This is a genomic window from Amorphoplanes friuliensis DSM 7358, from assembly GCF_000494755.1.
Classification (GTDB): Bacteria; Actinomycetota; Actinomycetes; order Mycobacteriales; family Micromonosporaceae; genus Actinoplanes; species Actinoplanes friuliensis.
The window spans coordinates 5,411,868-5,425,789 of the sequence record NC_022657.1 but is presented as its reverse complement, the minus strand read 5'-3'; the positions used below and the strand labels follow the sequence as shown (position 1 = coordinate 5,425,789).

The 13,922-nt window shown below is 72.2% G+C and carries 10 protein-coding genes and 1 riboswitch; of the genes, 3 read left to right on the top strand and 7 right to left on the bottom strand.

Features of this window, described 5'->3' with window-relative positions; genetic code table 11:
* Nucleotides 1-15: 15 nt before the first annotated feature.
* Nucleotides 16-3,477, bottom strand: a complete 3,462-nt coding sequence (locus AFR_RS25205; RefSeq protein ID WP_023363868.1) for an ATP-binding cassette domain-containing protein — start codon at nt 3,475-3,477, stop codon at nt 16-18.
* 110 nt (nt 3,478-3,587) lie between these two features.
* Here AFR_RS25205 and AFR_RS25200 point away from each other — a divergent pair, with 110 nt between their 5' ends.
* On the top strand, nt 3,588-4,484 hold the full coding sequence (locus tag AFR_RS25200; protein ID WP_023363867.1) for an aminoglycoside phosphotransferase family protein: 897 nt from the start codon (nt 3,588-3,590) through the stop codon (nt 4,482-4,484).
* Here the strand turns inward: AFR_RS25200 and AFR_RS25195 are convergent.
* From AFR_RS25195 to AFR_RS25185, 3 genes are all read right to left on the bottom strand, one after another.
* Nucleotides 4,465-5,646: a metallophosphoesterase gene (locus AFR_RS25195; protein ID WP_023363866.1), complete on the bottom strand. Its 1,182-nt coding sequence runs from the start codon at nt 5,644-5,646 to the stop codon at nt 4,465-4,467. The two genes, AFR_RS25200 and AFR_RS25195, sit on opposite strands and share 20 nt — an antisense overlap.
* Before the next feature lie 33 nt (nt 5,647-5,679).
* A complete protein-coding gene (locus tag AFR_RS25190; protein ID WP_023363865.1) occupies nt 5,680-6,330 on the bottom strand; it encodes a hypothetical protein in 651 nt (216 codons plus the stop codon).
* A gap of 66 nt (nt 6,331-6,396) precedes the next feature.
* A complete protein-coding gene (locus AFR_RS25185) occupies nt 6,397-6,639 on the bottom strand; it encodes a hypothetical protein (protein ID WP_148308052.1) in 243 nt (80 codons plus the stop codon).
* A 177-nt stretch (nt 6,640-6,816) separates the two neighbouring features.
* Between AFR_RS25185 and AFR_RS25180 the strand changes: the two genes are divergently transcribed.
* Entirely contained in the window at nt 6,817-7,596 is a 780-nt protein-coding gene (locus AFR_RS25180; protein WP_052359814.1) for a polysaccharide deacetylase family protein, read from the top strand.
* On the top strand, nt 7,593-8,645 hold the full coding sequence (locus AFR_RS43895) for a glycoside hydrolase family 26 protein (RefSeq protein WP_023363862.1): 1,053 nt from the start codon (nt 7,593-7,595) through the stop codon (nt 8,643-8,645). Before AFR_RS25180 ends, AFR_RS43895 begins: the two co-directional genes overlap by 4 nt.
* On the opposite strand, the gene AFR_RS25170 is transcribed toward AFR_RS43895, so the two are convergent.
* From AFR_RS25170 to AFR_RS46840, 3 genes are all read right to left on the bottom strand, one after another.
* Nucleotides 8,635-9,504 (bottom strand): bifunctional 5,10-methylenetetrahydrofolate dehydrogenase/5,10-methenyltetrahydrofolate cyclohydrolase, encoded by an 870-nt coding sequence (locus AFR_RS25170; protein ID WP_023363861.1) that lies wholly within the window; start codon nt 9,502-9,504, stop codon nt 8,635-8,637. The genes AFR_RS43895 and AFR_RS25170 overlap by 11 nt on opposite strands.
* A 12-nt stretch (nt 9,505-9,516) precedes the next feature.
* Nucleotides 9,517-9,600: riboswitch (ZMP/ZTP riboswitch) on the bottom strand.
* Nucleotides 9,600-10,556, bottom strand: a complete 957-nt coding sequence (locus AFR_RS25165) for a DUF1616 domain-containing protein (protein WP_023363860.1) — start codon at nt 10,554-10,556, stop codon at nt 9,600-9,602. It overlaps the preceding riboswitch by 1 nt.
* Nucleotides 10,553-13,768, bottom strand: coding sequence for a hypothetical protein (locus tag AFR_RS46840; protein ID WP_023363859.1), 3,216 nt, complete (start codon nt 13,766-13,768; stop codon nt 10,553-10,555). The genes AFR_RS25165 and AFR_RS46840 overlap by 4 nt, the downstream gene beginning before the upstream one ends.
* Nucleotides 13,769-13,922: the final 154 nt, after the last annotated feature.

Below are 13,922 nucleotides of genomic sequence, written 5' to 3'. Positions count from 1 at the left end.
GCCCGGCCTCACTGCTCAGCCGGCCAGGTGGCCGTAGCGGTCCTCGAGTTCGAGCCACGTGCCCTGGGCGACCGCCCGGCCGCCGATCAGGATGACCACGCGGTCGGCGCGGGAGAGGGCCGCTCTCTTCGAGGTTGAGCCGACCACCGTCACGCCGTGGTCGCGGAGGGCTCGCCAGAGTTCGAGTTCGGTGGTGACGTCGAGGGCTGAGGAGATGTCGTCGGCGATGAGGAGTTCGGTGCGGGGGGCGAGGGCGCGGGCCAGGGCGAGGCGTTGGAGCTGGCCGCCGGAGAGGCGGGTGCCTTTGTGGCCGATGAGGAGTTGGAGGCCGCCGCCGGTGGCGGCGAGGTCGTGTTCCAGCTGGGCTGTGGTGACCGCGTCGGCGGCGTCGACCTCGTGGCCGAGCTGGATGTTGTCGGCGACGGTGCCGGACAGGACCCGGGGGAGCTGGGCCACGTAGCCGACCTGGTTGGGGCGGAGGAAGACCTCGGGCTGGTCGACCGGCCGGCCGTTCCAGGTGAGGGTGCCGGTGTGGTGGACGATGCCGGCGAGGGCGCGCAGCAGTGACGACTTGCCGGAGCCGACCGGGCCGACGACCAGGACGAGTTCGCCGCGTTCGACGGTCAGGTCGATGTCCTGGGCGCCGACCGTGCCGTTCTCGTGGACCGCGCTGAAGCCGGACAGTTCCAGCGTGCGGAGGGGGTTGCGGGGTGCGACCGGGGGCGCTTCCGCGGTGCCGGCTGCGAGGTCCACGCCCGGCACTGCCGACGAGTACGCGCCGACGCCGGCCATGGCCACCGTGCGTTTTGTCCAGACGCGGGCCGACGGGAAGTGGGACACCAGCGACGCTGTGGTCCACGCGAACCAGCGGGCCGCGCCCAGCGTCGCCACGGCGATCAGTGTTGCGGCGGCGGACAGGTTGCCGGCCAGGTAGAGGGCCCAGGCCGCGATCGGCAGCAGGCCGCTGACGATCGACGGGGTGGAGCGGGCCCACACCTGGATGGAGATCTCGCGGCGTTGCTGGTCGCTGCGGGTCGTGTCGAGTCCGGCCAGGTGGTCCAGGACGGGCCTGGTCGCGCCGGCGAGCTTCACCGTGCGGGCCGCCGACAGGGACGAGACCAGGGCGGTCGCGAACGAGGCGCGGGCCGCCACCGTACGCCGGGCTGCGCGTTCGAGGCGGGGTCCGAAGAGGGTGGCGGCGAGACCGGAGATGAGCATCGTGCCGAGGAAGAAGGCGGCCGGGACGAAGGAGCCGGACGCCAGGGTCATCGTCACGATCATGAACAGGCTGATCGTCGTGTCGATGAGGTTGTCGGCGAGCATGACGACACGTTCGGTGTCGCCGCCCTGCGCCACGACCTCCGCCGGGGTGTACTTGCTGATCCGGCGGGGACCGGTCTGGCCGTTGACCAGGCGCATGCTGATGCGCAGCATCTGCCGGACCCACCACTCGGGGAACCAGGCGCCGGTGTAGTACAGCGCCGGGATCGCGACGATCAGGGCGGCCGCGATGCCGAGCGCCGGCAGCATCGGGTCGCCGATGTTGTCGACGACCTGCGACCACAGCAGCGGCAGGATCGCGCCGTCGAGGCCGAGCAGCACCAGGACGATGAAGAAGGCGATCGCGGACAGGCCGTACCGGGGATCGTTGGTGGCGAGCCGGGCGATCTCGCGCATGGTCCGGGCGGGGGGTGCCTCGGGCAGCGGGGGCGGGTCGGCCATCGGGAGTGAGTTGCCGAGCTCGGTGACGACGGGTTCCTCCGGCTCGCGTTCGAGCAGGGCGACGCCACCCGCCGGGCGGGCCGGGGCGGGGACGCTGGAGCTGGCGAGCAGCTCCGCGAAGCGTTGCGACTCCTGCAGCGGGCCGGACTCGAGGACCTCGCCGTCGGCGAGCACGACAACCTCGTCGCAGCGCCGGACCGAGGAGAGCCGGTGGGCGACGATGACACCGATGCGGCCCTCGAGGAGCCGGTCGGTGGCGCGCTGCACCCAGACCTCGGTGACCGGGTCCAGGCGGGCGGTGGCCTCGTCGAGGATCACCACGTGCGGGTCCCGGACCAGGATCCGGGCGAACGCGACCAGCTGCTCCTGCCCGGCCGAGAGCATGTAGCCGCCCTCGCCGAGCTTCGTGTGGATGCCCTCGGGCAGGCTCCCCACCCAGGACGTCAGTCCGAGCTCCTCGACCGCGGTCGCCGCCTGCGGCAGCAGCTCGGGGTCGAACAGCGCGATGTTCTCGGCGAGAGTGCCGGCCAGGATCTCGGTACGCTGCGGGACGATCGCCGTCCAGCGCCGCAGGCCCTCCACGTCGAGGTCGACGATGTCGGTGCCGCCCAGGAAGACCGTGCCGCGCGGCACCTCGACCGCCCGGGTGAGCACCTTGGCCAGGGTCGACTTGCCCGAGCCGGTGCGCCCGATCAGCGCGTACGACCGGCCGCGCGCGAACGACAGGTTGACGTCGCGCAGTGCCGGTGCGCGCCCGGAGTCGGACTCGCCGTACCGGAAGGTCAGGCCGCGGACCGCCAGGTCGCCGTCGACGGGCGGGAGACCCTCGGTCGGCTCCTGCGGGACGTCCCGCAGCGACTGGACGCGGCTCCAGGCGCCCAGGGCGTTCTGCAGCTCGGGGACCATGCGGGTGACGTGCTCGAGCGTGCCGCCGAAGCCGAGGGCCAGCAGCCAGACGGCGGTGAGCCGGGCGCCGTCGACGTGCCCGCCGATCAGGGCCCAGGCGCCGAAGACCACGAGCGCGGCGATGAGCACCCGCGTGATCGCGCCGGCGCCCATGGTGATCTTCGACGACGTGATCCACACCTTGCGGCCGCGGGTCAGCACCTCGCGGGCGCGCCGGGCGTAGAGCCGGCGGACGTAGGGTGCCGCGAGGCTGGTGCGGACGTCGTCCTGGCCGTGGATGGACTCCTCCATCACGGCGGCCAGGTCGGACCAGGCCTCCTCCTCGCGGATGCGCAGCGGGGAGATGCGCTGGATCGGCTTGTTGAGCACCAGGACCAGCAGGATCGAGACGACCAGCATGCCGATGCCGGCGGGCCACCAGGCGAAGAACGCGGTGACGATCGACAGCATCGCGACGGCCAGGGACTGCGCGAGCCGGACGCCGCTGCCGCGCAGCTCGGAGCCGACCTGGTAGACGTCACCGTCGATGCGGTCGAGGAGCTCGCCGACCGGGGTGTTCTCCAGGGTCGGGAGGTCCTGGCCGAAGGCGACCCGGCACAGGCTGCGGCGCACCGAGGCGGCCCAGTCGGCGGTCAGGCCGGCCACGACCAGGCCGACGACGACATCGCTGAGCACCGAGACCACGAGGGCCACGGCGAGCAGCACGAAGAGGGGCATCGAACGGTTGACCAGGACGGCACCGGCGAGGCCCAGGGCCCCGGCCTGACCGGCGGCACCGAGCACGATGAGGACGGCAACGAAGGCGGTGCGACGGGGCGAGGTCGCCCATAAGTCGCGGAGCAGGCGCATCGTAAGTCCTCACGGATAGGGAAGGCGGTGACTCCATCCTGCGGTGCGCGGCGACGCAGCTCAACGCAATTACGTGGCCGGCGGGTATCACGTGTGTCACCATCTCGCGCATGCTGGACATCCCCGCCACTGTGCGTGCCAAGGCCCGGCAGGAGCCTGGGTGGCTGGAGTCCCTGCCCGGACTCGTGGACGAACTGGCCGTCGAGTGGTCGTTCACGCCCGGCCGGGCCTACCAGGACGGGACCGAGGCGTACGTCGCGGAGGCCGTGCTGGTGGACGGGACCCCTGCCGTCCTGAAGCTGCTGGTTCCGCGGGCGGGAGGCACGCACGCCGCCGCCGAGATCACCGTGTTGCGGCTCGCCGGTGGTGACGGCTGTGTGCGCCTCCTGCGGTCGGACGCCGCCCGCGGCGCGATGCTGCTCGAACGCCTCGGCCCGTCACTGGCGGACCTCGACCTGCCTCTGGACGAGCGACTCGAGATCCTCTGCGACCTGGCTCAGCGGGTCTGGCGGCCGGCGCCGGACTCGGGGCTTCCCACCGGCGCCGAGAAGGGCCGCTGGCTCGTCGAGCACATCCGGCAGCGCTGGGAGGACCTGGACCGGCCCTGCTCGGAGCGGACCGTGGCCCACGCGATCGCCTGCGCCGAACGCCGCATCGCCGCGCACGACGACGCCCGGGCGATGCTCGTGCACGGTGACGTCCACCAGTGGAACGCGCTGCGGGCCGGCGACGGTTACAAGCTCGTCGACCCTGACGGCCTGCTGGCCGAGCCCGAGTACGACCTCGGCGTCCTGATGCGGGAGGACCCGGTCGAGCTGATGCAGAGCGATCCGTGGGACCGCGCACACCTGCTCGCCGAGCGCACCCGTACCGATGCGACAGCGATCTGGGAGTGGGGCGTGACCGAGCGGGTGTCGACCGGTCTGCTGGCGGTGGACATCGGCCTTCAGCCGGTCGGCGACCAGATGCTCGCCGCCGCCGAGCTGATCAGTGTGAGTGCAGCGTGATCAGGGTGATCTCGCTCGGCGCGAAGATCCGGAACGGCGGGCCCCAGAATCCGGTACCCCGGGAGGTGTAGAGCTGCGTGCGCTCACCGTGGCGGCTCAGGCCCTGCAGCACCGGCTGGTCCAGGCGTACCAGGTAGTGGAAGGGCCACATCTGCCCGCCGTGGGTGTGGCCGGAGATCTGCAGGTCGATGCCGTGGGCGACCGCGCCGGTGATCTGCTGCGGCTGGTGGGCGAGCAGCAGGACGGGCAGCTCGGGGTCGGCGCCGGAGAGTGCGGCCTCGTGGTCCATGTGGTGGCCGGGCACGCCGGAGCCCGCGGCCGTACGGTCGTCGACGCCGGCCAGCACCAGGCTGCTGCCGTCGCGGGTGACGACCACGTGGCGGTTGTGCAGGGCCTCCCAGCCGAGTGACGCCATGTGCTCGACCCAGCGCTGCGCGCCGCTGAAGTATTCGTGGTTGCCGGTGACGTAGACGCGGGCCAGCCGGGCACGGACGTCGCCGAGCGGGGCGGCCTGCTCACGGCGTTCCGAGACCTCGCCGTCCGCGATGTCGCCGGTGTGCGCGACGACGTCCGGCTCGAGGGAGTTGACGACGTCCACGACACCGCGGGACCAGCGGGCGCGGTTGATCGGGCCGTAGTGCGTGTCGGTCAGCAGCACGACCTTGAGGCCGTCGAGCCCCGCACCCAGCCGGTCGATGATCACGTCGACGCGGCGGACGCGCGAGACACGCATCGCTTCGGCGTACCCCCAGAGGAGCAGGACGATCGAGATCAGGGTGACCACCGCCGTGACGGTCCGGGACCGGACCGGGTCGGCGACACCCGCGAGGGCGAGCACGAGCCGCAGCACGTTGCCGAGGATCGACCAGACGAAGAGCACCCAGGCGACGCCGAGCAGGACGTCGGCGACGCGGGCGGCGCCGTCGCGGTGCTGCGGGCCGTGGCCGCGGAACATCAGGACGGGGAAGCCGGCCGCGAGGATCACGAACAGCGCCGTACCGGCGGCGAACAGCGCGCCGGGCCAGCGGTTGCCGGACCAGACGAGCGTCCACCAGGGCAGGCCGAAGAGGAGCAGGACGACGGCCCCGACGATCAGGCCGAATCTCAGAGCGCGGCCGGGCCGGCGACGCGGCTCGGTCTCGACGGTTTCACCGACAGACACAGCAGAAGTCTGCCACGCCGCGGTGGCCGGTGGTCAGAGGCCGAGACGCAGCGCGGTGACACCGGCGGGGGAGAGCGGCCGGACCGTGGCCCGCACCAGGTCGGCGTGGACGCCGCCCGGGAGCTGGGTGCCGAGGGCGCACAACGCCGGGTAGAGGTCAAGCACGTCGCGGTGGCTGAGCGCGCCGACCCCGATGAGCAGGCCGTTGACCGCGGCGGGGGTCCGGGCGAGCTCGGCGCAGAGCTCCATCCGCCACACCGGGTCGTCGACGTGCGCGGAGAACTCGCGGGCGATCCGGTTGCTGGCCGAGTGGCTCTCGTCCGGCGCGGCGTGCCGGCCGGACCGGGCCATGGCCGGCGCCATCCGGACGACCACGCCGAGGTGCAGGGCGAGCTCCGGGAGCGTCAGCACCTCGAGGCCGAAGGAGTGGTTGTCGCAGAGCCGCTGGAACGTCACGGCGTTCACGACGACGGCCGGGTCCGGGCAGTCGCCGGGAGGGCCGCAGACCGTGTCCATGATGATCTCGGCGAGCCGGCCCGCCGGGTCGAAGCGGCCGATGCCGGAGAACGTGTCCGGTGTCTCTCGGTAACGGGCGAGGGCGGCGCGCTCGCTGCCGTAGCCGTCGGGGTCGATACCGATGCGGGGCACGCCGTGCTGGGCTTGGAGCTGGATGAGCCGGAACATCCTGTGCACTCCCGGGGGTCGCTGAAGACGGTGCATCCCGGGATACGCACCAGGGCGGTCCTCGGTTCAGTCCTTACGCTGGGTATAAGAAAGATTCCGGCGTGACCGCTGACCCGTCAAGAGGAAGCAGTCAAATGTCACTGCGTGTAGTGCGTAGGTCGCGGCGGTGAGCGCCAGCAGCATGCCGGCCAGCACGGCCATCAGGCTGGTGTCGAGAGCTCGCCACGCGGTGGGGAGCGCGACCAGGCCGAGCACGAGCCCGGCTTCACAGGCGGCCTCGGCGAGGCGCCGCGCACGGTCCGTTTTCATGGACATCACCCTTCCGTCACCCAGGGTGTCTCCGCTTCCCTCTCCAGCCTGATCGACGGCTATGACTTTCGGCAGAGGCGGCGGGGTTGTGCCAACCCCGAAGGTTGCCCGTCCGGCGGCCGATAAGGGTCATGTCCGTCTGGTGGGTGGGAGGAACGAGCAGTGACCGTCACGGCCATGCCGGCGCTCATGTACCACTCGGTGTCCGCCGTCGGCGGGCCGCTGAGCGACCTTGCCGTGCCCCGCGGACGCCTCGCCGAGCAGCTCGGCGCGCTCACTGCGGCCGGCTACCGCCTCGTCGGGCTCTCCGAGGCCCTCGACCTGCTCGACGCGGGCTGCACGGACAAGCTCGTCGCCGTCACTTTCGACGACGGGTACCGCGACTTCCTCACCGACGGTGTGCCCGTGCTGGCCGAGGCCGGCGCCGGTGCCACCCTCTACGCCTCCGTCGGTCACCTGGGCGAACGCGCCGGCTGGCTGGGCCGCTGGGCACCGGACTTCGGCCGCCTCCTGACCTGGGACGAGCTGGCCGACGTCGCCGCCGCCGGCATCGAGATCGGCAACCACAGCCTGCTGCACCACCCGCTCGACGTGCTGCCGGCCGACCGGCTGCGCGAGGAGACCGTCCGTAGCAAGGACGAACTCGAGCAGCGCCTGCAGCAGCGCGTCCGCAGCTTCGCCTACCCGCACGGCTACAACGGCGGCAAGGTCCGCGCCGCCGTGCTCGCCGCCGGTCACGACAACGCCACCGAGGTCGGCCGCCGCCTCCACACGCCGGGGGAGCGCCGCTTCGCCGTGCCCCGGCTCCAGCCGACACCGGGCATGACCGGCGCCGATCTGGTGGACCTCGTCGCCGGTGGTGGTTCGCCGGTCGTGCCGCAGCTCAAGCGGCTGGCCCAGCCCGGCTGGCGGGTCGTGCGCAGGGTCGCCCGCGCCGCCGGCCGGAACCTGACGTGAGCCCGTCCCACCGCGCGCCGCGGCGGCTGACCCGCCGCCACCTGCTCGGGATGGCCGGCGGGCTCGCCGCCGTACCCGTCGTCGCTGTCGCCGCGCAGCAGGTGCGCTCGGACCAGTCCGCGGCCGAGGCGACCTCCTCGCCGGGCCGTGGGGTCCCGTCCGCCGCGCCGAGCGCCGCCGCCGCGCCGAAAGTGATCACCAAGGGCGGCGGGTCCGTGCCGTTCAAACCCGGACACGCCCTGCTCGGCTCCTACCTGTCCCTCGACGGCCGGACGGCGACCCAGAGTCAGGCCCTGCGCCGGGAGCAGCTGGGCCGCGACGAGCGCATCGTGCACGTATTCTACGACTGGGCCGACTCGCTGCCCACCGCGATCGACGGCATCCCCGCCAAAGCGGTCCCGCTGGTGTCCTGGCGCGGCACGGCCTACGACGACATCACCTCGGGGCGCAGCGACGACCGGATCGCCCGGGCCGCACGCCGCCTCAAGCGGCAGGACCGCCCGGTGCTGCTGCGCTGGGGCTGGGAGATGAACGGTGACTGGTACGCGTGGGGAGCCGCCCGCAACGGCCAGGACCCGGAGGCGTACATCGCTTCGTGGCGGCGCCTGCACGACATCTTCGCCGAGGAGAAGGCCAGGAACGTGTCCTGGGTGTGGAGCCCCAACTGGAACTCCGCACCGATCGAGGACTGGAACACCTACCAGGCGCTCTACCCGGGCGACAAGTACGTCGACTGGGTCGGCGTCTCGGGGTACAACCTGCACCGCGAGACGCCCGACACCCTGTTCGGCCCGATCTACCGGGCGTTCGCGGCCCGCAAGCCGATCATGATCAGCGAGGTCGGTTCGATGGACCGCGGCGGCCGCACCAAGGCCGACTGGATCACGCTCTTCGCCGACTGGGTCGAGGCCCACCCGGCGGTGGGCGGTGTCGTCTGGTTCGACACCGACACCCACCCCGGGTACGCGGAGAAGTGGCGCATCGACACCGACGCCGCGTCACTGGCGGCGTACGTGGCGATGGCGAAGCGCCCCCGCTTCAGCGGCTAGCCTTCTCGGCTGCCTCGATCGCGTTGCGGAACAGCATGGCCACGGTCGTCGGGCCGACACCACCGACCCGCGGGGTGATCGCCCCGGCGACCTGCGCGACCTCCTCGGCCACGTCCGGCAGCAGGCGGCGGCCCTCGTAACGGACACCGGCACCGATCACGGTCGCGCCCGGCTTGACGTGCTCCGGCTGGATGATGCCCGGCACACCGGCGGCGGCGATGAGGATCTCGGCGCGCTGGGCGTACCGCTGCCAGTCCGGGACGCCGGTGTGCACGACCGTGACGGCGGCGTTGGCGGTCGGGCGCTTCTGCGCCAGCATCATCGCCAGCGGGCGGCCGATCGTCGCACCGCGGCCCAGGATGACCACCTCACGACCGGCGACCGGGATGTTGTGGTGGGCGAGCAGCGCCTCGATGCCGGCGGGTGTGCACGGTCGCGGCCCGGGCAGCCCGACGGAGAGCCGGCCCAGGTTGAGCGGGTGCATGCCGTCGACGTCCTTGTCCGGGTCGACGGTCATCAGCGCGGCGTCGTAATCGATGTGCGCCGGCGGCGGGTACTGGATCAGCAGCGCGTGCACGGACGGGTCGGCGTTCAGGCGGTCGATGGCCCGGTGCAGGTCGTCCTGCGTCGCGTCGGCGCCCAGGTGCTCGTGCGGGGAGACAAAACCGAGCTCGGCGGCCTGCCGCTGCTTGATCCGGATGTACCCGGCGCTGGCGTCGTCGTCACCGACCAGGATCGTCGCGAGCGACGGCTGGACGCCACCCTCGCGGAGCTTCGCCGCGCGCTGCGCCACGTCGGCCAGGACCTCGTCGGCCACGGGCTTACCGGGCAGCAGTCGTGCTTCATGGGTCTCGGACATGCGCCACTCCGGCGTGGGCACCCAGGCGGACGGCCCCCACGGCAAGCTCCCCGATGGTGGTCCCCATCCTCGATGCCGCCAGTCGCGTGTCCGGGTCAGTCTACGGCGCTGATGAACAGCGTCCGGTAGGCGGTGGTGTCACCCGCGCGGTAGAGATTCACGGTCAGCCGCTGCGCGCCGGGCAGGGTCAGACGCTCGGTCCAGGTGCCGTCGCCGGTCACCGCCACGGTCCGCTCCAGCGCCGTGCGCCCCGAGCTCCCCGAGACCCGCACCGTGTACGGGCCGTCGCCCGCGATCAGCCCGCTTGCCGACACCTGCACCGTACGGGTGCCGCCGCTGGTGACCGGCCCGGACGGCGCGGCGGACAGTGCGGTGACGGTGGTGTTGTGCGTCGTGCGCGATGTGGCGAAGGAGATCCAGCTCGCGCCACCGAGGATCAGCGCCACGACGACCAGCGGCAGCAGTTGCTTGACCAGGCGTCCGCGCTGCTGGGGCGCTGGGCTCTGCGGATCCGCGGCCACCGGGGCGACCGACATCAGCACGGTGTCCCCGGCGTCGGCCGATCGTGTCGGCAGCCGGACCGTGTGCTCGCCGACGTCGATCCGCACCTGCTTCTCACCGACCGGCCGAGGCGCATTGTCCTCACCGGCCGTGTCGTCGCCGGCGAACAGTGCGTCCAGCGAGTCGTCGGCCGGCTTCGCGACCGGGACCGTTGCGGGACGCACGGTTGTCCGGCGAGAGATCAGGAGCGCGATCAGCGTGACCGCGACCGTGGAGACCGTCCACGAGACCCGGTCGATGCGCACCTGCACGAGGTTGATCACCAGCCCGGCGACGATCAGCACGCCCATGCTCAGCGCGGGTGTCAGCACGGACCGTTCCACCGTCGTCAGCTCGCGGCGGCGGAACAGGACACCGATCAGGGCCAGTCCCGGCAGCACAAAGGCCAGCAGCAGGCCGCCGGTGACGGCGACGGGCACCGGTCCGAGCAGGACGGCGGCGCCGGAGGCCACGGTCAGCGCCGCGACGATGCGGCTGGTCAGGGAGTTCACCGGACCCCCGTTCCGTAGACACGGACGATGCCGTTGTCGTAGAGCCGGTCCACCTCCGTCAGCGAGTCGAACTTCCCCAGCTGCCCGGTGGTGAGCGGCGACGTGATCTGCCCGGACCGCGGATCCATCTCGAAGTAGGAGCCGCTCTCCGGCAACTGCGTGCCGAGCCGCCGGTCCACGACCAGGTACTGCAGGTGCAGCCGCTGCACCAGCGCGTCCTGCTCCAGCCCCCACGAGTCGGCGTAGAACAACGGCCCGACCTCGCGCACCGGGTCCTGCCGCCCGTAGGTCGAGGCGAGCGAGACCGAGGTCGCGTCACCGCCGACCCGGTGGTCCGGCCCGAGCGTGCGGCGTTGCCAGTCGGCCGCTTCCAGCCCGTACGCGTCGACGGACCGTTCGTAACCGCCGGCCAGGTACGGGCCCGGCAGGAGCGAGGCGATCGGCGGCCACCCACCGGCGCGCGCGCCGATCATCAGCAGCGTGATCATCGCCGCGCCGGCCGCGACCCGGCTGTAGAGGTTCCAGCTGCCGGGCACGACCACGTCGATCGCGGGCGCGGCGGCCCGCCAGCGATGCCCCTCCGCGTCCCGCGCCGGGATCAGCTGCACACCCCGGACCAGGCCGATCGCCGCCAGGATGGAGATCGGCACGTAGGTGAAGGTGGACAGCCGCCCGGCGATCTCCGGCCCGTTCTGCCCGAGGAACCGGACGCCGTTGCCCGCGAAGAAGATCGCGCTGCCGGCCACCGCGGCCCAGCGCCACCAGTCCCGGTCGTGCCGCTGCAGCATGTCCCGCGTCACCGCCAGGCCGAGCACGAGCAGACCCAGCAGCCCGGCACCCTGAACGGCCAACTGCCCCAGGGAGACCGGCGCGCTCTCCGAGGCCGCGTCACTCTCTCCCGAGAAAAGCTGCGACACGGTACGCACAACCTGGTCCACCGGGTCCTCGAGGTACCCGAGAACGTCCGTGGCGACGAACAGGATCCACGACGCGACCACCACGGCGGCCGCACCCGGCATGATCAGCGCGGACCAGCGCCGCGGCCGGTCGGTGATCAGCTCGGCGGCCGCGAGCAGCGTCAGCGTCGCCACCAGGGCCAGCGCCGTCACGTGGTGGCTCACCGTGGTCAGCGTCATCGACAGCACCGCGAGGACGGCGAACGACCGGCCGCCCTCGGCCCGCCACCGCCGGACGGCCCAGATCGTCAGCAGGAAGAACGGCAGCGCGGCGGTCTGGTAGAGGAACATCGAGTTGAAGAAGAGATAGTGCAGCGCGGTCGCGTAGGTCGCGCAGGCCACCCCGGCGACGGCGGGGGAGTTGCTCGCCCGCAGCACCACGGCGAAGAGCACGCCGACAAAAACCAGGTGGGCGACCCCGGCGACGATCACCCCGGCGGCTGTCACCGTCAGCCCGGTCATCTGGGCCACCGCGGCGCCGAGCTCGGCCAGCCCGGGAAAATGCTCCGCGGGAGGCAGCGCCGGATTGGGCTGGAACAGCTCACCCGACTGAACGATGATCGTCGTCGCGAGCCAGTGCTGCAGCTCGTCCGGGAACCGGAACTGATCCGGGCTGTACATCCACTTCAGCAGGTACTGGTTCAGCGCCAGTCCCATCACCAGCACGAACGACTCGGCCACCCCGGCCAGGCGCCGGCTCAGCAGCCGCACCACCACCGGGGTGAAAACCACCACCTGCCCCACCCAGTACGCGAACTGCGCATTGCCGGTGCTGACCCGCCCCCCGGCGTACGCGAGAGCAACCATGAGCACACCCAGCGCCGAGATCGTCAGCACCGCGGGGGCATGCCCGAGATCGAGAGGCGCGCGGCGGGCCCGGGCGGGCCGGGGAACCCAGGTGACAGCCTCGGCCCGGCGGCCGGGGATCACGGTCGTGACCACCCCGACCGGCGGCGTGACACTGAACGCCGGGATCACGACGGTGTCGTCGATCGCCCTTTCGACGGGTGCCGGAAGGACGGTCGTGTCGTCCAGGTCGGCAGCGTCCCGGTCCGCTAGAATCAGGACAGCGGTCTCTTCCGGGTCGATATCGGGCGTCGTCTCACCCTCGACCTGAGCTTCAGCTTTGCCTTCCTCAACCTCAGCTTCAGGGTGAGGATCGCCCTGGTCCTCTGTGGTGCTGACCTGCTCGTTGTCCGTTTCGACGGCCTCGATGACCTCGGAGGCGCCCTCGGCTTCGCCGGACGGCGCGTCTTCGGGCGTGACACCCTCGGACTCGTCTTCCGGGGCCGCATCTGCCGCTGCCGTTTCACCCGCGAGCGCTTCGGTCACGTCCGCGCCGGCAGTGCTCGCCGTCTCTGCCTCTACAGCTTCCGCGGCGTCGGCCTTTTTGGCGTCTCCGTCAGCCTCGTCGGGCTCCTGCTCCACAACCGCCGGCGGCTGCTCGACAGTCTCGGCTGCGGCCTCCGTTTCTTCCACCTCGACGACCTCGGGCGCCGGCGGCTGCTCGACGCCTTGGACAGCGGGTTCCGGGTCGGCGGTCTCAACCACCTCGGCCACCGGTTCGGCCTCGCCGGCCTCGTCGGCTTCGGACGTTGATGACTGTCCGTCGGAGTCGACGTCCTCGGCCTCGCCAACCTCGCCAACCTCGATGGCCTCGCCAACCTCGATGGCCTCGCCAACCTTGGGGGTCTCTGCGGTCTCGCCAACACCATCAACCACGCCGGTCGCGGCGGTCTCGCCAACCTCTGCGGTCTCTGCGGTCTCTGCGGTCTCGGCGGTCTCGGCAACCTTGCCGGTCTCAGCGGCCTCGCCAACCTCGGCGGGCTCCGGCTGGTGGGCGGTGGTCTTGTCGGCGTCAGGCGTCGTTGCTGGGTGGTCGGCGCTCTCGGCTTCGGCGGATGGTGCCGGCTCGTCGGTGGATACGGGCTCGGGCTCGGTCTGTGCCGGGCCCGGCACGACGGGAACCACCGGCGCCGGGGCGGCCTGCACTGAGGCGGTCGGGACCGGGGCGGCCGGGATCGCGGTCTTGGGCACGCCGGACGTGGTCTGGATGTCCGTCGCCGCCGGGCGCGACGGGTCCACGCCCTCGGGGGCCGCCGGGCGTACCCGGGCCGGGGCCGGACGGGCGTCCTCGCCGGTGCGGGCGGGTTCGGGTGAGGCCGGGCGCTGGTCCGCCATGAGCTGGGCCTCCGCGGCGTCGTCGGGGGACTCGAACTGCTGGAGGGACGTCAGCGGCGAGGCCGGGCGCAGCACCGGCCGGGCGCCGTTCGGGGGAGGGGCGCCCGGTCAGCATCCGGTGGCCGCCCCGGGTGCGGGGGCGGCGCACGGGTCACCGACCGGTCGCCACATGTACGTCCTCCTGACCGAGAATGCCCGGTCACACCTTGGCTGTCCGGTGAACGGCACG

Coding starts and splice junctions, on each gene's coding strand:
- AFR_RS25185 (WP_148308052.1), bottom strand. CDS start 6,639: ATGAAAACGGACCGTGCGCGGCGCCTCGCCGAGGCCGCCTGTGAAGCC.
- AFR_RS25170 (WP_023363861.1), bottom strand. CDS start 9,504: ATGTCCGAGACCCATGAAGCACGACTGCTGCCCGGTAAGCCCGTGGCC.
- AFR_RS25200 (WP_023363867.1), top strand. CDS start 3,588: ATGCTGGACATCCCCGCCACTGTGCGTGCCAAGGCCCGGCAGGAGCCT.
- AFR_RS25205 (WP_023363868.1), bottom strand. CDS start 3,477: ATGCGCCTGCTCCGCGACTTATGGGCGACCTCGCCCCGTCGCACCGCC.
- AFR_RS25190 (WP_023363865.1), bottom strand. CDS start 6,330: ATGTTCCGGCTCATCCAGCTCCAAGCCCAGCACGGCGTGCCCCGCATC.
- AFR_RS25180 (WP_052359814.1), top strand. CDS start 6,817: ATGCCGGCGCTCATGTACCACTCGGTGTCCGCCGTCGGCGGGCCGCTG.